This window comes from Actinomadura montaniterrae, from assembly GCF_008923365.1.
GTDB classification, from domain to species: domain Bacteria; phylum Actinomycetota; class Actinomycetes; order Streptosporangiales; family Streptosporangiaceae; genus Spirillospora; species Spirillospora montaniterrae.
In genome coordinates, this window is sequence record NZ_WBMR01000163.1 from 1 (window position 1) to 21,095 (window position 21,095).

Genomic DNA, 21,095 nt, shown 5'->3' on the forward strand with positions numbered 1-21,095 from the left:
TCAGTGCCGCGGGCCGCGCGCCGGTCAGTGCCGCACGCGCCGCGCGCCGGTCAGTGGCGGGCGCTCGCCAACAGTGCGTGCGCGGGCAGCGCCACCAGCCCGCCGGACGCGCCGTCCGCGCCGTCCGCGCCGTCCGGCACGGCGTACCCGGCGACGAGCCGGTCGTACTCCGCCTTGATCCGCGCGACCGTCGCCACGTCCTGCCGGCTCACCGCCACGCCGTTGCTGCCGACCCGGGACAGCGCGCCCGTCTCCCACCACTCCTCCGGGTCGACGACGTGCTCCCAGGTCACCTCCTCGACCGCCACGTCCGCGAAGCCCGCCTCCGCCACCAGCCGCCGGAACGCCATCGCCTCGCCGTACTCCATGAACGGCGACGGCGGGATGTCGTCCGGCCACGGCACCCCCGCCGCGTCCATGGCGTCCCGGACCACCGCGAGCGCGCCGACGCCCGGCATCACCCAGCAGCTCAGCGCGAGCCGCCCCTCCGGCCGCAGCACCCGCCGCAGCTCGGTCAGCGCCGCGTCCGGCGCGCCGACGTGGTTGATGACGAAGTTGCCGACGACCGCGTCGAACGTCCCGTCCGGGAACGGCACCTCGGGCAGCACCGCCACCCGCACGTCCAGCCCCGGCACGTTCCGCCGCGCCGTCTCCGCCATCTCGGGGTCGGCGTCCAGGGCGGACACCTCCGCGCCGCGCCGCACCGCCTCCGCCGCCACAAAGCCCGGGCCCGTCCCGACCTCGAGCACGCGGGTCCCCGCCGCGACGCCCGCCGCGTCCAGCAGGGGCCCGACCATGTACCGGGTCATCCGGGCGAATCCCCGCTCGTACGCGGGGGCCCGCCCGGCCCACAGCTCGCGCTCGTAAAGATCGAAGTCAGCCACGACGGCAGCGTACGCCAACCTACGCCCCCGTAACCGGCGGGCCCGGCACCCGCTCTGCGCCCGAGGGGCGAGCCCGCCTCGATCTCGTCACGCGCCTCTCATTGCACGTCGACGAAGTCGGTGGGCTTGTTGGAGGCGAGGTAGGCGGCGCTGCCGTTGTAGGAGGCCATCCAGGTGCCGTCCTGGGTGGCCTTGAACGTCTTGCTGAACCAGCCGTTGGACGCCGTCTTCACCGTCGCCATCTGCGTCCACTTCGACGACCCCTTGGCCTGGAAGTAGATCGACACCGGCGCGTTCGGCCCCGGCAGCTCCTTGTCCATGTACCGGAACAACTGCCCCTTGACCGTGAGGGTCTTCCCCTTCTTCACCGGCTCAGGAGAAGCGTTGAAGCTGTAGATCCAGGTCCGGTAACGAACGTCGACGTACTGGGGAGCGCTGACGACCGGCGCGTAGTTCGGGCCGCCGGCGAAACGGACCCGCCAGTATCCGTCCTTCTTCAAGGACGCGTCGGAGAGGTAGATCGCCCCGTTGTCCCCCGTCCTGGCCGTGGACGCCTGCCGCCACGTCTTCTTGTCGGTCGAGAACTCCAGCAGCACCGGCCTGTCCGCGAGGCTGACACTGGAGTAGTCGCGCAGGTAGCCGTAGGCGTACAGCAGAGCGTCGTAACCGACGACCTGAGGCGTGATCCGGAGATCGTCGAACCGGGTCGTGCGCCGGACGTCCAGCCTCCCGAGGTCGGCGGACCCGCCGGTCAGGAAGGCCGTGTCACTCGTCCCGACGCTCAGCGCGCCGGAGCGCAGCGCCGTGAACCGCAGCTCGAACGTTCCGTCGGCGGCCGTCGCGCCACTGGTCAGGAAGGCGGCGCTCGGCGTCCCGGCGTCGAGGGCCGCCGACACCGTCTGGCCGGGCACGGGAACGGGCCCGGCGGCACCCTGGCGGACCACCTTTCCCCGGACGACGACGTCGGCGCGGTCGGCGTAGGGGTTGATCGAAACGATCTGCCCGGTGGTCACCGTCGCCTGCTTGCGGACGGTCGTGTCCGCCTTCACGGTCACCGGGCAGAGCGCCCCCTGCCGGGGCACCTCGCTCCGCGGATCCGCCTCACCGGTGGCCTGCTGGACGAACGAGCCGTCCGAGCCCGTCGTCACGTCGGGCCCCGCACCGACGACCCTCGCGCCGGGCGCCGGCTCCGGCTCGACGTCGCGGCTCTTCTGGAGCATGACCCGGCCGCGCAGCGTCACGCCGGGGTGGTCGGCGTCGATGACGGCAGGCGCGCTGGTGAAGCCCTGGATCGTCGTCGTATAGCAGTCCCAGAACCCGGTGGTCCGCTTCTTCGTGGCCCCGTCCGCCGTGGTGACCAGCACCTCGACGTAGTCCGCCCCGGGGCGGGCCTGGATGTCGGGATGGAACTCGGCATGCCAGACGCCGTCGTTGTCCGTTCCCGCCGTCCGCGTGAACGGGATCGTGGCATAGGGCTCGGCCGTGCTGGAGCCGTACCGCACGTTCGCGTGGACGTCGGTGACGCCGCTCACCGACTTCGCCGCGACCTCGAACGTGGCGACCCGGGCGGGATCCAGCGGGTCGAAGGTGGTGGTCGCCGTGAGGTCGGTCGCGTCCGCGTGCGCGGCGGACGGAACGAGCGCGGACGCCGCGAGAGCGATGGCCGCCAAGGACACCTTGACGGCTTTTCCATGGAGATTCACTTCACGTCCACGTAGTCAGTGGGCTTGTTGGAGGCGAGGTAGTTCGCGCTGCCGTTGTAGGAGGCCATCCACGTGCCGTCCTTGGACGCCTTGAACGTCTTGCTGAACCACCCGCTGGACGCCGTCTTCACCACGGCCACCTGCGACCACTTCGACGAGCCTTTGGCCTGGAAGTAAATCGACACCGGCGCGTTCGGCCCCGCCAGCTTCTTATCCATGAACCGGAACAACTGCCCCTTGACCGTGAGGCTCTTCCCCTTCTTCACCGGCTCAGGAGAAGCGTTGAACCCAGCAATGGACGTCCCGTACCGGACGTCAATGAAGGTGGGTGCGGTGACGAGCGGCTTGTACAGCGCGTCGCCCGCGTACCGGACCCGCCAATACCCGTCCTTCTTCGTGCGATCATCGGCGGCGAAGAAGACGAAGCCGCCGGACGCCGTCGTCGTGCTGGACGCGGCACGCGTCCACGTCTTGCCATCGGTGGAGAACTCGAGGGACACCGGCGCGCCGGCGATCGCACCCCAGTCGCCGACGAGGTTTCCGGTCACCTCCAACGAGCCGCGGTACGCGAGCTGCCGCGGCGCGTAGGTGAGGCCCGAGATCCGCGCGGACCTGGACAGGTCCACCGTCCCGAGATCGACGGACCCGCCGGTCAGGTAGAACGTCCCGGGCGTCTCGATCGCCAACCGGCCCGAGCGGGTCACCGAGAACGAGGCGTCGAACGTTCCGTCGGCCCTCGTCGTCGGCCACCAGTCGCCGCTCGCCGCCGGCGCGGCGGCCGCGCCCGCAGTGTCCTGCTGGTAGTCGACCGTGAGCGAAAGGCCGCTGACGGGCACGAGCCCGGCGGAGCCGCGCCGCATGACCGTGCCGTGGACGGTGATATCGGCCCCCTCGGCCGTAGGACGCACCGACACGACCTGCGCCGTCGTCACGGTCGCCTGTTTCACGACCGTCAGCGGGGCCGACGCCGAGTTGCCGCACAAGGCCCCTTGCCGTGCGACCACCACCGACATCGACGGATCCGTGGCGGTGAAGGCGAACCCTCCATCCGCTCCAGTACGAGCACTGCCGTTCCCCGCCTTCACCGTCGCACCCTCAGCGGGTTCGAGCGGTTCGTCGCGGTACTTCTGCACCATGACGCGCCCCTGGTAGGTCACGTCCGGGTGCTCGATGTCGATGGTCTTCGGCGCGTACTCGACGTCGGTGACGGACGTCAGATAGCAGTCGACGAACGCGGCGGCCGGGGTCAACGTGGAGCCATCGGCGGACCGGAGCGTCGCCTGGGCGATGTTCGCGCCCGGATGGTGCTCGATGTCCGTCTGGAGCGTCGCCTGCCAGGTGCCGTCCTTGTTCGTGCCGTCGACGAGCGTGAACGAGAGCGCCGCATACGGCGCGGCATCGGCCGGATTCCGCACGGTGCCCTGGACGTCGACGATCCCGTCCGACGACTTCGCCTTGAGCGTGAAGACCGCCACCCGATCGTGCGACAACCGATCGAAGGCCGACGTCAGTTGGGCGTCATGGATCTCGGCATGGGCGGCGGTCGGAGCCAGGAGCATCGCCGCGCCGAGCGCGGCGGCCGCGAGGGACGCCTTGACGGCCTTTCCGCGGCGGCTCATCGGACGTCCACGTAGTCGCTGGGCTTGTTGGACGCGAAGTAGGTCGCGCTGCCGTTGTAAGAGGCCATCCACGTCCCGTCCTTCGCCGCCGTGAAGTTCTTGCTGAACCAGCCGTTGGACGCCGTCTTCACGACCGCCACCTGCGTCCACTTCGACGAACCCGACGGCTTGAAGTAGATCGAGACCGGCGCGTTCGGTCCGGGGACCGCCTTGTCCATGAAGCGGTCCAGCAGGCCCTTGACCGTGATGGTCTTCCCCTTCTTCACCGGCTCAGGGGAGGCGTTGAAGTTGTAGATGTACGTCCGGTACTTCACGTCGACGTACTTGACCGGGCTGACCGCGGCCGTGTTGCGCGGCCCGCCCGGGTAGCGGAAACGCCAGTACCCGTCCTGCGTCACGGGCTTGGTGGTGTTGAAGTAGAAGGTCTTCGGGCGCGGCAGCGTCTGCCGTGCCCAGATCGTCCAGCCGGTCTTGCCGTCCCGGGAGTACTCCAGGTACATCGGCAGATCCGTCTCGTCCGTGTAGTTCGGCCGGACCACCAGCGTCCCGTCGGCCACGATCGCCTCGCCGTAGGCGACGGGCGCCCCACGTAGGACGAAGTCGTCGATCGTGGACGTGTTGCGGATGTTGAGCGTTCCCAGTGACGCCTTGCTCCCGGCGAGGAACTCCCCGCCCCGCGCCTCCACCGCCACTGTGCCGGACAGCCCGGCGTCCCGCGCGGCCGTGAGGTAGGCGTGGAAGGTCCCGTCCGCGTCCGTCTTCACCTGCAGGGGGGACCAGTCCGCCAGCCCGCTCGCCAGGTCGAGGCCGACGGTGACACCCGCCGCGGGCGCGAGACCCGCCGAGCCGTGCCGGACGACCTTCCCGTCCACCGACACCTGCGTGCCCGGCGCGACCGTCCACCCGGGCGTCACCCGCGCGCTGATCTCGGTCGCCTGCTGCTGGACGGTGACCGGCGAGTCCTCGCTGAGTGCGCAGTACGGCCCCTGCGCGTACGCGTAGACATGGCCGCCTCCCTGCGTTCGCAGGACGAAGGAGCCGTCCGGCCCTGTCGCCGTCTGCGCGGAATTCGCGTTGACCGTCATGCCCTGGACCGGCTCCGGAGCCCGGTCGTGGCTCTTCTGCACCATGAGCCGCCCGGTCAGCGTCACGTCCGGATGCTCGACGTCCACGACCGCCGGCGCGGCGGCGAGCCCCTCGATCGACGTGACGTAGCAGTCGTCGATCCAGGCCCGCCTGACCGTGGTCGCCCCGTCCGCGGTCGTGATCACCGTGTCGACGACGGTCGTTCCGGCTCGGGCGGTGATGTCCGGCCGGATCTCACCCTCCCAGACGCCGTCGCCGTCCGTTCCCCCCGTCCGGCTCAGATCCACCGTGGCGTAGGGATCGGCGGTGGACGATTCGTAACGCGCATGCGCCTGCACGCCCGTCACCCCGCTGGCCGACTTCACGCTCAAAGAGATCTTGGCGACGCGGTCCTCGGCCAGACGGTCGAAGGCGACGGTGAGCTTGGCATCCGTCACGTCCGCGTGGGCGGTGGCGGGGACGAGGAGGGCCGAGGCCGCGAGGGCGGTGGCGGCCAGGAGGGACGGCGTACGGCGCAAGGAAGGGCCTCTCCGCTGACGTTCAGGAAACGATCAGGAGACGCTCAAGATCCACAACCGGTTGGCGCGTCCGGAAAGCCCGATGATCACATTTAGGTCTCCGAACCTCCCGCCACCACCCGATCACGCATTCAGAAGAGGGTGCCGCGGTACGGGTGGCGGCGCTTCCATGTCTCCTCCCACCTCAGCAGGGCGGCCTGCCTCTCCGGGAGGTCCGGGCGGTACTCGCGGATGAGGTCCGGGTCGTCCGGGATGGAAGCGAGGAACCTCCAGTACTCCTTCACGGCCTCCTTCACCTCGGGCAACGTGTACGCGCCGCGCTCGTCAGGGACCCAGAGGTTCTGGAAGCGCAGCCCCCGGCTCCCGAACTCGACCTCGTAGTTCTCGCTGCTCCACTCCTCGAAGGGCGGCCGTCCGGCGACGAGGTCGGCGACCACCGCCAGCGCGTCCAGGCAGGTCCTCTTGTAGATCGAGATGTCGGTGGTGATCCACGCTGCGAGGGGCCGGTGCCGCTCGTCCTCGACCTCGAACAGTGGCAACCGGTAGTGCTCGTCCAGCGAGAAGGTAATCATCAGAGGGTGGGGTGGAGGGGGTGGGGGCGGGAGTGTTTCTGTTCCCATTTGGTGAGTTCGCGGTGCTTCCAGCCTGCGCTGGAGTGGTCGGCGAGGAAGGACCAGTAGCGCAGCATCACCTCGATGGCGTCGGCCAGCGCGTAGTGGCCCTCCCAGTCGTCGGAGAGGGTGTCGAAGAGGTGCAGGCCGTCCGGCCGCACCTCGGCGACCCAGGCGTTGCCCGACCAGCCCTCTTCCAGGCTGCGGCCGGCGCGCACGTCCTCGGTCCAGGCCAGCATGTCGAGCAGCCAGTCGCCGCCCGTCTGGACGTCGCCGACCAGGAACGCCCCGAGCGCCGTCTCGGACTCGTCGGTGAAGGCGTATTCCGGAGCACTATGCGGACCGTCCACGAACGTGATCACCGATGCGCCCTCCCCAGGCCGAAGAGCAGCCTTCACACCGCTCGGAATCGGGAGTCTCCCGCCGTCACAGGTGGTCCCGGCAAGGATGTTCGCGCCCCGCGGCGGACTCCCATCGGGCGATCTCCGACCGAACGGCCGCACCGTCGGGGACCAGGAACGCGAAATAGTCGATGGTCACGCCATGCGCCTCGTCCAGGGAATAGCGGGCCGTCCATTCGTCGTCGAACAGATCCGTCAACTCGAATCCGCCGCGCGTGATCCGGCCGGCCCAGGAATTCCCGAGCCACTCGTCCTCGCCGGAACGCCCGCTCCGGACGTCCTCGAGCATGCAAAGGAGATCCAGGCACCACCGTGTCGAGTTCCCCACGTCGCTCACCAGGAGCGACGCGATGGAGGAATACGATTCGTCCGACGGCCGGCCGTCCGGGGCCCCCAGACGGTCCCGGAAGAACTCGACCCTGCCCCGCATACGATTCCCGTCCCATCACCCAAGGCCCGTCAACGTCAGATCACAGGCCAGCCGGAGTCCCATTTGTTCGGCGTGCTCTTCTTGTACGATCCTTCGATCGTTATCCCGTGTCCCGTCCCGCGCCAGCGCGTGTACCTTCCGTTCCGCCAGCTCGCCGTGACGGGACTGGAGTTGGCGAACGCCTCATCGATCGCCTCGCCGACTTTACGCGGCGTCCAGTTATCCGGAAAGAACGAACTCCGTGCCGTCTTGCGGTACCACTGCCCGTCCGGGCCCTGCATCTCCACCCTACCGCGGTAGGTGCCCGCGGGTCCGGTGCCATCGATGTCCACCACCCGGCGTCCCTTTTGGTCGACGCCCATGAATCGATGGTGGTAGCCGCTTGGGCGCCAGGCGCCATCGACCTTCCTGACTTCGCCCAGAAAGACGTGATGGTGACCGCGGCTCCGCTGCACCCTTTTACGCATCCATCGCACCGCATCCTCGAAAATGCCGAGGCCGGCTTTCGCCGTACCGCCCCGCCGTAAGGGAAACGCGGTGAAGATCAGGACCAGGACGGCCAGAGTGATCGCGGTGACCCGCGGCCGTCCTGCGGGCCGGCCGCCACTGCGCGGACACCCGCCGCGGGGGATCGGGGCGCATTCGCGTGGTCGGAGCTCGATCCGTCGCGCCATGCCGTCAGCCATTGAGGATCGCGTCCAGGGCGAGGTTGATGAGCTGGTCGATGATGGCGCCGGTGATCTCCTTGAAGATGGGGATCTCGGCGAGGGAGGCGCCGAAGGTCTCCGGGGCGGTGGCGATGGCCTGGGCGATCTCGGCGGCCAGCAGCGCCAGCTGGACGATCGTGTTGATCTTCAGGCCGAGCACGATGCCGCCGCAGACCAACAGGCCCGCGCCGATGATCTGGGCGGCGGTGCGGGCGTCCTCGAGGTTGGCGTGCGGGGCGTCGCCCTGCGTCCAGGAGTCGCGGAACGCCTGGACGCCGTCGGCCTCGTGGGTCGTCCAGACCTGCTGGGCGTGGCCGTGGGCGTCGGCGACGGGGCCGCCGAGCGTGCCGGCGAAGCGGAGCCAGGCGCCGCCCATCTCCATGAGCTTGGTCTCGTCCGCCTCGGGCCAGCTGTAGCCGAGCATCGACAGCAGCGAGCGCAGCTCACCGGGGAGTTGCAGGCCCATCAGAGGAAGTCGTTGACGCGGTTGACCTCGACGGCGGAGGTGTCCTCGGCCTCGCGGTAGCCGGCGGCCATCGCCTGGACGCCCTCGCCGTGCTCCGCGACGCCCTCGATGTTGTCGTCCAGGCAGTCCTGGAAGACCTCGAGGACGGCCTGGTAGCAGCCGCCGATGATCGAGCCGATGTCGTCGCTGCCCCAGGGCTCCCCGTAGGAGGACAGCTCGCCCTGGAACTGCTGCCAGTGGGAGCGGAGGCCGGTCGCGGCGTCGCCGATGTCGCGTCCGCTCTTCAGCATCTGCTCGTGGTCGACCTTCAGTTCCGGCGCCATGCGGGCTCCTTCACCTCGGCTGGATGTCGCTCATCAGGGACTGCAGGGACGTGACGTACCGGCCGAGTTCCCGCAGGCCGGCGTCCTGGGCGGCGCGGACGTTCTCGGTGAACTCCGCGGACGGGGCCGCGGACCTGCGCGCTTCGGTCTCGGCGCGGGCGAGGGCGCCGTTGACGGCGGCGCGGGAACCGTCGGCGATGTCGGCGGCGCTCAGCCCGTACTCCCAGACGAGCCGGACGACGCGGCCGGACGACGACGCCTTCGCGTACAGCCGGTCGTCCACCGCCCACGCCTCGCCCTCGGCCGCGCCGCCCGCGGTGCCGGCGGCGGCGAGCGCGGCGCGGGTGCGGGCGAACAGGTCGTCGAAGTCGGGGGGCTCGAAGCCGCCGCGCATCACGGCGCGCTCGTTGATCTGGGCGACGGCGTCGCCGATCGCGCCGGTCATCTGCCGCATGCTTGCCTGGCCTTCGGTCAGGACGGCGTCGAGCTTGGCGCGGATCGCGGTCAGGTCGACGGGCGGGACGTCCTGCGGGTCCTGCGGGTCCGGCGGGGACGGGCGCGCCCGGTCGAGCGCCTGGTTGATCACGGCGGTGAGGTCGGCGGCGAGGTCGTCGGCGTCGACCCGCAGCAGTCGGGGATCGAGGTCGACGCCGGTCAGCCGGTGGCCGGCGGCGGTGACGCGGATGCGCTCGTCCTCGGAGACCGCGACCGCCGGCTCGGCCGGCCGCGCGTCCGGTTCCGGCGCGGGCGGCGCCGCGCGCAGCTCGGCCAGCCGCCGGCGTGCGCGGCTGATCTGCTCGTCCATGTCGTCCCCGTGCCCCCGGAAACAAGATCAACGGGCGACGACCCTAGCAGTCAAAACGGCTTTAAGGAAAGGACAATGACATTTCGCCTGGTCAGCGAACGGGCCCAGAGAATCGAGAATTGAACGGCTTTCCCGATACGGGAATTACGGACTTTCCGGAAAGGCGGCGGCCGGGTCAGGCGTGGCCGGTGCGGATCGTGCTGAGCCAGGCCGCGGCCTCGGTGAAGTCGTTGTCGTGGGTGCCGCGGCGGATCTCGGGACGGACCTGGTCGGCGCGCGGGTACGAGCCGACGAACCGGACGTCCGCGCAGATGCGGCGCAGCCCCATCAGCGCCTCGCCGACGCGCGCGTCGTCCACGTGCCCTTCGAGGTCCATCCAGAACAGGTACGAGCCGAGGCCGGCGCCGGTCGGCCGGGACTGGATCAGCGACAGGTTGATGCCGCGCACCGAGAACTCGGTGAGGATCTCCAGCAGCGCGCCCGGGTGGTCCTCGCCGATGAACGCGACGACGCTGGTGCGGTCCGTGCCGGTGGCGGGCGGCGGCGCGCAGGGGCGGCGCAGCTGGACGAAGCGGGTGACGGCGTCGGCGACGTCGTGGATGTCCTCGGCGAGGACGGCGAGGCCGTAGCGGGCGGCGGCGAACGAGCCGGCGAGCGCGGCGTCGTAGTGGCCGTCGGCGACGTGCTGGGCGGCCTCGGCGTTGGACGTGGCGGCCCGCCACTCGGCGTCCGGGACGTTCCCAGCGAGCCAGCGGCGGCACTGCGGCTGCGCGATCGGGTGCGACGCGACGGTCTTGATGTCGGCGAGCGCGGTGCCGGGCCGCACCAGCAGCGCGAACGAGACCGGCAGGTGGACCTCGGCGACGATGTGGAGGGGCTCTCCGGTGGCGAGCTCGTCCAGCGTGGTGGGGACGGAGCCCTCGACGGAGTTCTCCAGCGCGACCACGGCGGAGTCGGCCTCGCCGCGGCGCAGCGCGTCCAGGACGGCGGGGACGGTGGCGAGCGGGAGCTGCTCGGCCTCGGCCGCGCCCGGCAGGGACATGAGCGCGGCCTCGGTGAACGTGCCCCGCGGACCCAGGTAGGCGTAGCGTTCTGGCCTGGTTTCTGCGGTCACGAAGATCCCCCGAGGGCGCGGTTCGGCGGGGCACCTGCTTCTGCGGTGCCGAGAGAGACGAGTGTACTTCCCGCCGCGTAAAGCTCCCGCCGGGTCCCGTGTGGAGCGCGCCGGGACGTCGCCCGAGCACCCCGCCGAGACGCCGCCCGAGCACCCCCGCAGGGATGCCGCCCGAGCGCCCCGCCCGAGCGCCCTGCCGGGCGGGGTCAGGTGCGGGCGGTGGGGGCGCGGTCGCCGTTGCCGAAGTCGGGCAGCGGGTCGTCCATCGACACGATGGGCCCCTTGCCCAGGCGGGCGGCGCGCAGCACCTGGTTCTCCTCGGGGGAGAGCATCTCGACCGGATGCCCTCCCTGGACGGCCTTGGCGTAGGTCCTGGTCTCGGTGCGCCCGTTGATCGAGCTGACCACGACGCCGTCACCGACGGCGTTGAGGACGGCGAGCGAGAAGGACCGGTGCCCCGACATCTCCTTGAGCGCGTCGTAATGCACGATGGCGAGGTCGCGCAGTGCGCGTTCGTCGACCTCGCCGGAGGCCACCTGGAGCTGGCGCCTCAGCATTTCCCCGCACTCTTCGACGACCTGGTTCACCCGATTGTGGGCCACCACCGCGATGGAGAGCCCGGCCACACCGGCGACCAGGCCGGCGACGGCCACCGCGACAAGCATCACGTGGCGAGCGTACCCATCCCGACTTGCCGTCGCGAAGGATCCTCGCGACTCGTCCGCCGGGTGACGCGGTTCGTCAGCCAGATTCCGAGCAGGATGATGGCGGCGATGGCCGCGAGGCCGAACGAATCGCGCTCCAGACTCCCCCAGAAACGGGCGATCGGAGGGTGTCCGGTCCGTGACAGGTGGGCGCCCCACCAGGGCAGCGGGAACAGGAAGAAGATCCAGAACGCCAGGCCGGAAAGACATCTTCGCGTGTCTCGCCCGTCACCCACCAAAGCCCCGATGACCGGGATCATCCAGACGAGATGGTGAATCCACCCGACGGGGGACAGAAGCACGGACAGCAGCCCGGTGATCGCGACCCCGGCGAGCAGCAGGGCATAAGCGCCCGGGCCCGACGCCGGGTCGGCCGCGGCGCAGTGATCCGTCCCGACCCGTCCGGTGAGTACCGGACGGCCTCCGACCAGGGAGTCCGCCGCGTAGGTGGCCCGCCGCGCCAGCCGGAACCCGACGTACGCCATCGCCAGCGCGAGGACGAGCCACGCCGCCGTCCGCGCCGGGCCCTGGTCGAGGACCCGCGCGACGATCCCGTTGATCGCCTGGTTCGTCGTCCCGTCGACGGCGCCGGTGCGGTCGCCGCCCTGCAGCAGCGCCCCGAACCAGTACCCGGCCGAGTCGTGCGGCAGCACCGCGAACCCGCCGAGCGTCGCCACCACCGCGGTGGCCAGCGCGTTCACGAACGCGTCCCGGCGCCCGGTGATCAGGAAGTAGACGAGGAAGACGCCCGGCACCAGCTTGATCGCCAGCGCCAGCCCGACCAGCAGCCCGCGCGGCCAGCGCGGCGAGCGGGTGCAGCAGTCGGCCAGGCACATCGCCAGCAGGAACACCCCGACCTGCCCGAACCTGATCTGGTCGCGGACCGGGTCCAGCCAGGCCGCCGCCGCGACCAGCGCGCCCAGGGTGAGCGGCGCCCACCGCCCGGTGCGGCGGATCAGGTCGCGGAACGCGTACCAGACGGCGACCGCGAGCGCGGCGTAGATCAGCACCGTCCACGCCCACTGCGCGGCCCGCCACGACATCAGCGTGAACGGGACGGCGAGGAGCGCCGCGAACGGCGGGTAGGTGAACGGCAGCAGCTGCGGCGGCTGGGTCAGGAAGTCGTACAGGGGCGCGCCGCGCAGCACCGCCAGCCCGCCCTCGCGGTAGACCTCCAGGTCGACGAGCCGCTGGTCGGGCTGGTTGTACAGCCACCGGGACGCGATCGGTGTGACCGCCGCCACCACGACGGCGACGCCGGCCAGCGCGATCAGGACGTCCAGCGGCGACCGCCGGGCGCGCGCGGGCCGGGGCCGCCCGGGCGCCTCGCGCGCCGCGCTGACTGCTCGCATCCCCACATCCTGGCGTAATCGGACCCCACCGGGCCGGGCCCGATCGGTGGCCCAGCCCGAAGGATATGCACCCGGCCGGGCCGCCGCGCGCGCCGTCCGCGCGCGCTCCGGCCCTGCCCGGACGCCCGGCGGCCGATGGTGAAGCTCTTGTAACCTGAGCGCCATGACGCAGCGGGGGGCGAATATCGGGATTTTCGTCGCCGCCGTGGCGCTCCTGACCGCCGTGCTCGCCCCGTCGGCGGCGAGCGCCGCGACGGCGCCGGCCGCCCCTCCGTCCGCTCCGCAGGCGTCGGCGGTCAACGGGCGGGTCGTGATCATCGGGATCCCCGGCCTGATGTGGAGCGACGTCAGCGCGACCACGACCCCCGCGCTGTGGGGGCTGACCCGCGGCGGCTCCGCGGGCGGGCTCAGCGTCCGCACGACCCGGACCAACACCTGCCCCACCGACGGCTGGCTGACGCTGTCGGCGGGCCAGCGGTCCCGGCTCGCGCACGGCGACTGCGCGCTGCCGCCGACCCCGATCCTGCCCGGCCAGCCCTCCCCCACGGGCCCGCCGCCCGCCGGCGGCGCCGTCGCGCCCGGCTGGCCGGCGATCAAGAGCGACAACGCGGGCACCGGCTACCACGCGCAGATCGGGCTGCTCGGCGACGCCGTGCACGCCGCGGGCGGCTGCACGCTCGCCGTCGGCCCCGGCGCGGTGTTCGGCGCCGGAGACGGCGGCGGCCGCGTCGACCGCTACGTCCCGTCCACCGACAAGGCGACGCCCGCCGACTGGGCGCGCTGCCAGCTCGCCGCCGTCGACGTCGACGAGGTGTTCCGCGCGTACATCGACGCGGGCGTCGACCCGCACGGCGACCAGGTCCCCGTGCCCGACCGCAAGCGCGCCGCCGCCGCGTCCGCCGCGGACCGCCGCGTCGCGCAGGTGGTGAGCCAGGTCCCGGCCGGGACGACGATCCTGGTGGCGGGCCTGTCTGACACCGGCGTCAACCCGCACCTGCGCGTCGCCGTCGCCAAGGGCGGGGGCTACCGCCCCGGCTTCCTCACCTCCGGCGCCACCCGCCAGGACGGCCTGGTCACCCTCACCGACCTGACGTCCACGGCGCTGCAGCAGCTCGGGCTCAAGGAGCCGCAGCAGGCCGTCGGGTCGGCGTGGCGGGGCGAGCGCTCCGGCGACTCCACCGCGAAGCGCGTCGAGTCGCTGGAGGACGAGGACGTCGCCGCGCAGGCGATCCGCGCCGTCCAGACCTCCTTCTACTGGGTGCTGTTCGCGACGCAGCTCGTCCTGTACGGGATCGCGGCGCTGGCGCTGCGGCGGCTCGGCAACGACCCGCGGTCGCGGTCCCGGATCCTCGGCGGCACGCGGGTGATCGCGCTGCTCGGGGGAGCGGCGCCCGGCGCGTCGTTCCTCGCCGGGCTGATGCCGTGGTGGCGGGCCGCGCACCCGACCCCGGTGCTGATCTGCACGGTGCTCGGCTTCGCGGGCCTGATGACGGGGGTCGCGCTGGCCGGCCCGTGGCGCCGGTCCACGTTCCTGCCCGGTCTGGTGATCACCGCGAGCACCGCGGTCGTCCTCGCCCTGGACGTGATGACGGGCTCGTCGCTGCAGCTCAACACGCTGATGGGGTACACGGCGCTGGTCGCGGGCCGGTTCTACGGGTTCGGCAACCAGGCGTTCTCCCTGTTCGCGGTGGCCGCGATCCTGACGGCCGCGTGGGTGTGCGAGTTCCCGCTGCGCCGGCACCGCGCCGCGCCGGACCCGGGCGGTCTCGCCGGGGCGTCCCGCCGCGCGAAGGCCGTCTCGGTGGCGATCGTCGCGGCGATCGGGCTGCTCACCGTCGCGGTCGACGGCCTGCCGTCCTGGGGCAGCGACTTCGGCGGCGTCATCGCGATCACCCCGGCGTTCGCGATGCTCGGCATGATGATCACCGGCAAGCGGGTGTCGCCGGTGAAGCTAGGCGCGTTCTGCGCGGCCGGCGTCGCGCTCGTGCTGGCGATCTCCTGGTGGAACTCGCGGAGCGCCAACCCGACCCACATGGGCCGGTTCTGGCGGGACCTGATGGACGGCAACGCCTGGGACGTCGTCACCCGCAAGTTCGACGCGATGCTGAACAGCCTCGGGTACTGGCCGTTCACGCTCGCGCTGGCCGCCGCGCTGGTGTTCCTGTTCTTCGTGCTGGCGCGGCCGACCCGGTGGCGGGCGGTGTCCCTGCTGCACCGCGCTTACCAGCACAGCTGGACGATGCGCCCGGCGCTGATCTGCGCGCTCGCCGTCGGCATCATCGGGACGCTGGTGAACGACTCCGGCGTGGTGATCCTGTCGGTGGCGTTCAGCCTGGCGACCCCGCTGATGCTCGCGGCCGGGGTGCGCTCGCTGGAGATCGACCTGGACGCAGGCACTGAACAGCCAAGGCCGCAAGCACCGCGAGCAGCGTCCACGGAATCACCGTCGGCCTGACGACGGTGAACAGCCATGACAGGTCGTGCGGCATCCCGATGCGCTGTGGCGCGCGCGCGGGAAGGTAGGCGAGGCTGAGCGCGGCGGTGTGCGCCAGCAGGATCCAGTCGATGCGCGACAGGGGGAGCAGCGCCAGCAGCGCCCACCCGAACCCGTCGTACCAGGGGAGCACGTAGGGCGCGGCCAGCAGCCACGCCATGACGATCGCCGTGGCCATCCGCCGGTTGGCGACCTGCCCCGGATGCTCCGCCAGCGGGTCGTCCTTCGGCAGGCCGCGCGCCAGCAGCAGGAACAGCACGATCCCGAGGATCAGCGACCCCGTCTTGATCACGTCGCGCTGCGAGCCGCGGCCGAGCATCCGGTCGAGCAGATGCCAGGGGGTGGCGAACGACACCATGTTGCTCGCCTCCCGCACCTGGTCGAGGGCGTGCGGGCCGGCCAGCGCGTACGCGGTCGCGGCCGTCGCGGCGGCGCCCCCCGCAAGCGCGGCGAGCCCGCCGAGGGCCCGCCACCGGCGGCCCTTCCAGCCCTCCCGCAGCAGCGCCCACGCCGGGCCGCCGCCCGCGAGCGCCGCCGGCATCTTGATCGCCCCGCCGACGCCCGTCAGGACCCCGGCCGCCAGCGCGCGCCCCCACATCCGCCACCGTCCGCCGGTCGCGTACGTGTCGAACACCGTCAGCGCCGCCACCATCGGCGCGATCGCCAGGACGTCGTTGTGCGCGCCCGAGATCAGGTGGAACAGCAGCAGCGGGTTGCACGTCCACAGCAGCGCGGTCCGCAGCCGCCGGTCCTCGTCGCGGGACGTCCGGTAGAGGATCAGCGCGGTCGCCGCGAACGCCAGGACGTTGAACACCGACAGCACGAACACCGTCAGCCGCACCGAGCCGCCGCCGATCCACGACGCGACCGCCTGCTCCCCCGTCGCGATCGGCCCGTACACCGACGGCGTCGACCGCCACTCCTCGGGCGCCCCGGCCACCGGGTCCTTCGGCAGGTCCACCGCACGCGTCTCGTACGGGTCGTGCCCGGTCGCCGCCATCCGCCCGTACGAGGCGTAGTTCAGATGGTCGGTCGACCCGACCGGCGGCATGAACATGAACGCGACCGCCGCCAGCAGGCCCGCCGCGACCAGCGGGAACGCCCGGACGCGCCAGCCCCGCCGGACGGCGAGGAAGCACAGCGCGAGGCCCGCCGTGCCCGCCGCGACGCCCGCCACGACGAGCGCGAGCACCAGGTACGGCGACGGGTGCGCGTCCAGCGAGTAGGGCGGCTCCCCGAACCGCGCGTCCATCGCGGGCTGGAAGGCGGACGGCCCGAGCAGCGCGGTGGCGAGGAAGCAGCAGAGGGAGGCCCCGATGGCCCACAGCCCGATGGTCCCCGGCCGCGCGGGACCGGGACGGGTCACTTGCGGCGGCCGCGCAGGCGGGCGAGCCGCTCGGCGACGGCCGGCTCCCGCACGGCCAGCGCCCTGGCCACGTCGCGGAACTGCCGGCCGCGATGCAGCTGCGCGCGCCAGTCGGTGCCGGTCGCGCGGTGCGCCAGCGGCACCTCGACCTCCGCCACCCGGAACCCCTTGCGCAGCAGGTCGATGGTGAGGCCGGTCTCGACGCCGAACCCGGCGGCGAGTGGCAGCGCGGCGTCGAACGCGGCGCGGGTCAGGCAGCGCTGCCCGTTCAGCGGCTGCGTCGCCTCCCAGCCGGTGGCGCGGCGGATCCCGTCGCGGGACAGCCGGACGACGAACCCGTGCCCGCCGAGCTTCACCGTCGAGGAGAACGCGGCGATCGTCATGTCGGCGTCGCCGGCCAGCACCGGCGCGACGAGCGGGGCCGCCTCAGCGGCCGTCTCGGCCAGGTCGGCGTCCAGGAACAGCAGGTGGCGGGGCTCGTCACGGCCCTCGTCGAGCAGCCGGACGGCCTCCGCGCCGGTCTCCATCGCGGCGCCCTTGCCCCGGTTGCGGGCGTGCCGCACGACCCGGGCGCCCGCCTGCGCCGCGACCGGCCCGGTGCGGTCGGACGAACCGTCGTCGACGACCACGATCAGATCGGCCCCGGGGAGCTCCTGCGCGGCCTTGACGGTGGCCGCGATGCGGTCGGCCTCGTCCTTGGCCGGGATGACCACCGCTACACCCTGCGTATCCGCCTCCTGCATATCCGCGATCGTAGTCGGCGCGCGGGCATGCCGCCGTGAACAACCGGCGACGGCGGGACGGCCGGCGGCCGATCAGTCCAGGGCGGGCGCCGCGTCGTCGGTCACGGTGAACACGGTGTCGAGCCCGGTGACCTGCAGGATCCGCTTCACGGCCGGGCGCGGCGCGGCCAGCTCCAGCGAGCCGCCCTGCTCCTTGATCCGCTTCATGGCCGAGAGCAGCACGTTCATGCCCGTCGAGTCGCAGAACTCGACGCCGGCCAGGTCGACCACGATCCGGTCGACGGGGCCGCGCAGCAGCCCCGCGAGGGCCGCCTGCAGCCTGGGCGCGGTGTACAGGTCCAGCTCGCCGGTCGCTGTGACGACGGCGTGACCTCCCTGAGACGCGGTCGAGACATTTAGCTCCACGTCCGGCACACTATCTCGACTCTCGTCCATGAGCCAGACAGTTCGCCAAGTCGCGTGTGGCGCGGGCGTGTCCGTGGCGCGGCGCCACCCCACCCCGCCCGTACGCTTTGAGTACTACGCACCGTGATGTCATGGTTTCGTGCTCGGGTGGGCCCGGTAACCGGTTCCTGGGCACGTCCCGCGCGCGCTGGGCCCGGTCTATGAGAACTCCCCCGTTCGCCCTTCGCGGACGTCCGGAGTAGGGAAGGCTGGCCCCGTGCAACAGCGGCATTGGGGGGTGCGCGGCACGTGAAGGCCGACCGAACGACCGACCCGAGGCACGCGCGCCTACGAGAGCGTCTAGACGCGATCCGCGCGCGCTCCGCGAAGTCCACCTCGTGGCGCACGTCCACGCAGTACCTGTCCCGGCTGGTGAACCGGGACGGCTTCGTCCCGATCAAGACCCGGCTGGCCCGCGAGGACCTCGCGTTCCTCGCCGGCGCCCGCGACGAGGTGATCGCGCTCGCCGAGCTGGGCGTCCGGATCCTCGACCTGCATCGGCCGCAGGAGGCCGGCGGGATCACCAGCGACCCCGACAGCCCCATCCGCCGCTGCCGCGCCTGCATGTGGCGCTGGCCTTGCCCCACCTTCCGCGCGATCGACGAATCCCTCGACCGCTGAGTCGCGGCGCGTTGCGCTCATAAGACGCCGATGAGAACGGCACGCCGCGACTCGACGGCTGGATCAGGCGGGGAGCGGGAGGCGGACCTCGAAGCGGCAGCCGGGGCCGGCGTTCGCGACGCCGATCTCCCCCGCGTGGGCCTCGACGATGCCGCGCGCGATGGCGAGGCCGAGGCCGGCGCCGCCGCCCGGGGTCCGGGCCGCCTCGCCGCGGAACGCCACGTCGAACACGCGCGGCAGGTCGGCCTCCGGGATGCCGCCGCAGGCGTCCGCGACCGTGACGCGGGCCTCGCCGCCGCTGACCTCCCCGGTGATCTCCACGGCGCCGTCGCTCGGGGTGTGCCGGATCGCGTTCACCACCAGGTTCCGCAGCGCCCGCCCGAGCTCGCCGGCGTCCACGTGGACGGGCAGCCCCGCGCGGACGTCCCCGCTGATCCGCACGCCCTTGGCGCGGGCCAGCGCCTCCGCGCCCGCCACTGCCTCGGCGACCAGGTCGGCGAGGCCGACGCGCTGCCGCGACAGCCGCAGCGCGCCCGCGTGGATCCGGGACAGCTCGAACAGGTCGTCCACCATCTCGGCGAGCCGCTCGACCTCCACGCGGATGCGGCCGTGGTAACGGCGGACGGTGCCGCCGTCGGCGACGACGCCGTCCTCCAGCGCCTCCGCCATCGCGCGCAGCCCGGCGAGCGGGGTGCGCAGGTCGTGGCTGACCCACGCGACCAGCTCGCGGCGGCTCGCCTCCAGCGCCTGCTCGCGCCGGTGCGCCTCGGCGAGCCGGTCGTAGGCCGCCTCCAGCTCCCGCGACAGCTCGGCCAGCTCGGCGGGCAGCGGCGCGGCGGGCGCCCGGAACCGGTCCGCGCGGACGGCCTCGACCAGCACCCGGTTCGCGGCCACCAGCCGCCGCCCGAGCAGCACCGACACCGCCGTCGCGACCAGCCCCGCCGACACGACGACCGTCAGCACGACCGACCGGTCATGGTCGTTGATCAGCATCAGGAACGAGATCACCAGGATGCCGGAGACCGTCGCCAGCACGGTCGCCGCGGCGACGACGCCGAGCTGGATCGCCACCGACCGGGCGCGCAGCAGCCGCAGCGCGCCGAGCGCGACGGCCGTGACCACCAGCGCGGCGAGCGCCGCGTAGAAGACGACCAGCAGCAGGTCGGGGAACGGGATCACCGGCCCGCCTCCGCGGCCCCCGCTTCGGCTCCGGCCTCGGCCGGCTCGTACCGGTAGCCGACGCCCCACACCGTGACGATCCGGCGCGGCGCGGTCGGGTCGTCCTCGATCTTCTCGCGCAGCCGCCGGACGTGCACGGTGACCGTCGAGGAGTCGCCGAACGACCAGTCCCACACCCGTTCCAGCAGCTCGTCGCGCGAGAACGCGCGGCGCGGATGGCGCATCAGGAACGCCAGCAGATCGAACTCGCGGGACGTCAGCGCGAGCGGCGCGCCGCGCAACCCCGCCTCGTGCGCGCCCACGTCGACCATCAGATCCCCGTCGCGCAGCGGGGCCGCAGGGACGGACGGGGTGAACGCGCCGCGCGCGCGCCGCAGCACCGACCGCACGCGCAGCGCCAGCTCGCGCGGGCTGAACGGCTTGGTCACGTAGTCGTCCGCGCCGGTCTCCAGCCCGACGAGCCGGTCGGTCTCCGCGCCGAGCGCGGTCAGCATGACGATCGGGACCGCGGAGGTCGCGCGCAGCCGCCGGCACACCTCCAGGCCGTCCATCCCCGGCAGCATCAGGTCGAGGACGACCAGGTCGGGGGAGTTCTCGCGGGCGCGGCGCAGCGCGGCCGGGCCGTCCGCGACGCACTCCACGTCGTGGCCGTCACGGGCCAGGTAGCGGGCGACGACCTCGGCGACGGTCGGATCGTCGTCGACCACCAGCACCCGCCCGGCGTGGTCTTTCGGCGACATCATCCGTCCACGCTACGGGCGCGCGCACGCGTTCGGATCCGTCCGTCACCACTCCGTAAGGGTTCGGCCTGCGCCTGCGAACGATGACCGCTTTAATGGGCGAATGTCCCAGTCTCGTCCCCCGACGTCCACGGGCGGCGCGATCGCCATGGTCCTGGTCGGCGGCGCCGTCGCCACCGGGGTCGTCATCGTGCTCGCCGCGTTCGCGTCCTACCCGTCCCCGGAGATGCTGAGCTTCCGCGCCTCGACGGGGTTCTACCTGGTCAACTGCGCGATCTGCGGGCTCGTGACCGCGCTCGGGCTGCTGCTGTGCCGGCCGCGCGGCCCGCTGCCGCCGATCCTCGCGGCGGTCTCCGCGCTGGTGGCGTTCGAGGTCGGCAAGCGCATCGGCGCCCTGCTGGCCCTGATGATCGGGCTGGAGCACATGCCGGACGGCATGGTCAGCGCGATCATGAAGCCGCACTTCAACAAGTACTTCGCCTACGAGCTGCTGGCCGTGGTCATCGCGGGCGGGATCGGCGCGCTGCGGGTCGGGACGAGCGGCGGCTTCGGCGCGGGCGGTCAGCGGCCGCCCGCGTGGACGGGACCGCAGCCGGCGGCCGCATACGGCCAGCCGGGGCAGCCGGGGCAGCCGGGGCAGCCGGGGCAGCCGGGGCAGCCGGGGCAGCCGGGGATGGCCTATCCCGGGCAGCCGCCGATGGCGCCCCCCGGACAGCCGTACGGCGCGCCCGCCGGGCCGCCGATGCAGCCTCCCGCGCCGTCCGGCCAGCCGTCCTTCGCACCTC

19 protein-coding genes and 2 pseudogenes are annotated in these 21,095 nt (G+C 72.4%); 3 read left to right on the plus strand and 18 right to left on the minus strand.

The window, feature by feature from the left end:
* Positions 1-50: 50 nt before the first annotated feature.
* The 13 genes from F9B16_RS36665 to F9B16_RS36730 form a co-directional block, all read right to left on the minus strand.
* The gene (locus tag F9B16_RS36665; RefSeq protein ID WP_225992260.1) at positions 51-884 is read right to left on the minus strand and encodes a class I SAM-dependent methyltransferase; all 834 of its coding nucleotides are present in this window, start codon (positions 882-884) and stop codon (positions 51-53) included.
* 98 nt (positions 885-982) lie between these two features.
* Positions 983-2,554 (minus strand): hypothetical protein, encoded by a 1,572-nt coding sequence (locus F9B16_RS36670; RefSeq protein WP_151544818.1) that lies wholly within the window; start codon positions 2,552-2,554, stop codon positions 983-985.
* A gap of 29 nt (positions 2,555-2,583) precedes the next feature.
* Positions 2,584-4,356 (minus strand): hypothetical protein, encoded by a 1,773-nt coding sequence (locus F9B16_RS36675; RefSeq protein WP_192809168.1) that lies wholly within the window; start codon positions 4,354-4,356, stop codon positions 2,584-2,586.
* 1,585 nt (positions 4,357-5,941) lie between these two features.
* Complete coding sequence (locus tag F9B16_RS36685) at positions 5,942-6,382, minus strand: hypothetical protein (RefSeq protein WP_151544821.1); 441 nt, start codon at positions 6,380-6,382, stop codon at positions 5,942-5,944.
* On the minus strand, positions 6,382-6,783 hold the full coding sequence (locus F9B16_RS36690) for a hypothetical protein (protein WP_151544822.1): 402 nt from the start codon (positions 6,781-6,783) through the stop codon (positions 6,382-6,384). The genes F9B16_RS36685 and F9B16_RS36690 overlap by 1 nt, the downstream gene beginning before the upstream one ends.
* Positions 6,784-6,847: 64 nt before the next feature.
* On the minus strand, positions 6,848-7,111 hold the full coding sequence (locus F9B16_RS36695) for a hypothetical protein (RefSeq protein ID WP_151544823.1): 264 nt from the start codon (positions 7,109-7,111) through the stop codon (positions 6,848-6,850).
* 176 nt (positions 7,112-7,287) lie between these two features.
* Positions 7,288-7,938 (minus strand): EndoU domain-containing protein, encoded by a 651-nt coding sequence (locus tag F9B16_RS36700; RefSeq protein ID WP_151544824.1) that lies wholly within the window; start codon positions 7,936-7,938, stop codon positions 7,288-7,290.
* Positions 7,931-8,425 (minus strand): WXG100-like domain-containing protein, encoded by a 495-nt coding sequence (locus F9B16_RS36705; protein ID WP_151544825.1) that lies wholly within the window; start codon positions 8,423-8,425, stop codon positions 7,931-7,933. Before F9B16_RS36705 ends, F9B16_RS36700 begins: the two co-directional genes overlap by 8 nt.
* Positions 8,425-8,748 carry a WXG100 family type VII secretion target gene (locus tag F9B16_RS36710; protein WP_151544826.1) on the minus strand — a complete coding sequence of 108 codons (324 nt, stop codon included), beginning with the start codon at positions 8,746-8,748 and terminating at the stop codon, positions 8,425-8,427. The genes F9B16_RS36705 and F9B16_RS36710 overlap by 1 nt, the downstream gene beginning before the upstream one ends.
* A 10-nt stretch (positions 8,749-8,758) precedes the next feature.
* On the minus strand, positions 8,759-9,553 hold the full coding sequence (locus tag F9B16_RS51505; protein WP_192809169.1) for a hypothetical protein: 795 nt from the start codon (positions 9,551-9,553) through the stop codon (positions 8,759-8,761).
* A 175-nt stretch (positions 9,554-9,728) separates the two neighbouring features.
* Positions 9,729-10,667, minus strand: coding sequence for a prephenate dehydratase (gene pheA / locus F9B16_RS36720; RefSeq protein WP_225992261.1), 939 nt, complete (start codon positions 10,665-10,667; stop codon positions 9,729-9,731).
* Positions 10,668-10,873: 206 nt separating this feature from the next.
* Positions 10,874-11,332 (minus strand): DUF4446 family protein, encoded by a 459-nt coding sequence (locus tag F9B16_RS36725; RefSeq protein ID WP_151544834.1) that lies wholly within the window; start codon positions 11,330-11,332, stop codon positions 10,874-10,876.
* Positions 11,332-12,723 (minus strand): glycosyltransferase 87 family protein, encoded by a 1,392-nt coding sequence (locus F9B16_RS36730; RefSeq protein WP_151544828.1) that lies wholly within the window; start codon positions 12,721-12,723, stop codon positions 11,332-11,334. Before F9B16_RS36730 ends, F9B16_RS36725 begins: the two co-directional genes overlap by 1 nt.
* Positions 12,724-12,886: 163 nt before the next feature.
* On the opposite strand from F9B16_RS36730, the gene F9B16_RS53050 reads away from it, so the two are divergent.
* Positions 12,887-15,178 carry a hypothetical protein gene (locus F9B16_RS53050; protein ID WP_225992262.1) on the plus strand — a complete coding sequence of 764 codons (2,292 nt, stop codon included), beginning with the start codon at positions 12,887-12,889 and terminating at the stop codon, positions 15,176-15,178.
* Between the two features lie 535 nt (positions 15,179-15,713).
* On the opposite strand, the pseudogene mptB reads toward F9B16_RS53050, so the two are convergent.
* The 3 genes and pseudogenes from mptB to F9B16_RS36750 all read right to left on the minus strand — a co-directional run.
* A pseudogene (mptB, locus tag F9B16_RS53055) lies at positions 15,714-16,469 on the minus strand (polyprenol phosphomannose-dependent alpha 1,6 mannosyltransferase MptB); the annotation flags it as partial.
* Between the two features lie 110 nt (positions 16,470-16,579).
* A complete protein-coding gene (locus tag F9B16_RS36745) occupies positions 16,580-17,326 on the minus strand; it encodes a glycosyltransferase family 2 protein (protein WP_151544830.1) in 747 nt (248 codons plus the stop codon).
* Positions 17,327-17,398: 72 nt separating this feature from the next.
* Positions 17,399-17,731, minus strand: a complete 333-nt coding sequence (locus F9B16_RS36750) for an STAS domain-containing protein (protein WP_192809170.1) — start codon at positions 17,729-17,731, stop codon at positions 17,399-17,401.
* A gap of 288 nt (positions 17,732-18,019) precedes the next feature.
* Between F9B16_RS36750 and F9B16_RS36755 the strand changes: the two genes are divergently transcribed.
* Positions 18,020-18,391, plus strand: coding sequence for a hypothetical protein (locus tag F9B16_RS36755; RefSeq protein WP_151544832.1), 372 nt, complete (start codon positions 18,020-18,022; stop codon positions 18,389-18,391).
* A 63-nt stretch (positions 18,392-18,454) separates the two neighbouring features.
* Here the strand turns inward: F9B16_RS36755 and F9B16_RS36760 are convergent, their stop codons facing one another.
* Together F9B16_RS36760 and F9B16_RS36765 are read right to left on the minus strand one after the other, a co-directional pair.
* Positions 18,455-19,570 carry a sensor histidine kinase gene (locus F9B16_RS36760; protein ID WP_225992263.1) on the minus strand — a complete coding sequence of 372 codons (1,116 nt, stop codon included), beginning with the start codon at positions 19,568-19,570 and terminating at the stop codon, positions 18,455-18,457.
* On the minus strand, positions 19,567-20,313 hold the full coding sequence (locus F9B16_RS36765; protein ID WP_192809171.1) for a response regulator transcription factor: 747 nt from the start codon (positions 20,311-20,313) through the stop codon (positions 19,567-19,569). Before F9B16_RS36765 ends, F9B16_RS36760 begins: the two co-directional genes overlap by 4 nt.
* Before the next feature lie 100 nt (positions 20,314-20,413).
* Here F9B16_RS36765 and F9B16_RS36770 point away from each other — a divergent pair.
* Positions 20,414-21,095: pseudogene (locus tag F9B16_RS36770) on the plus strand (hypothetical protein); the annotation flags it as partial.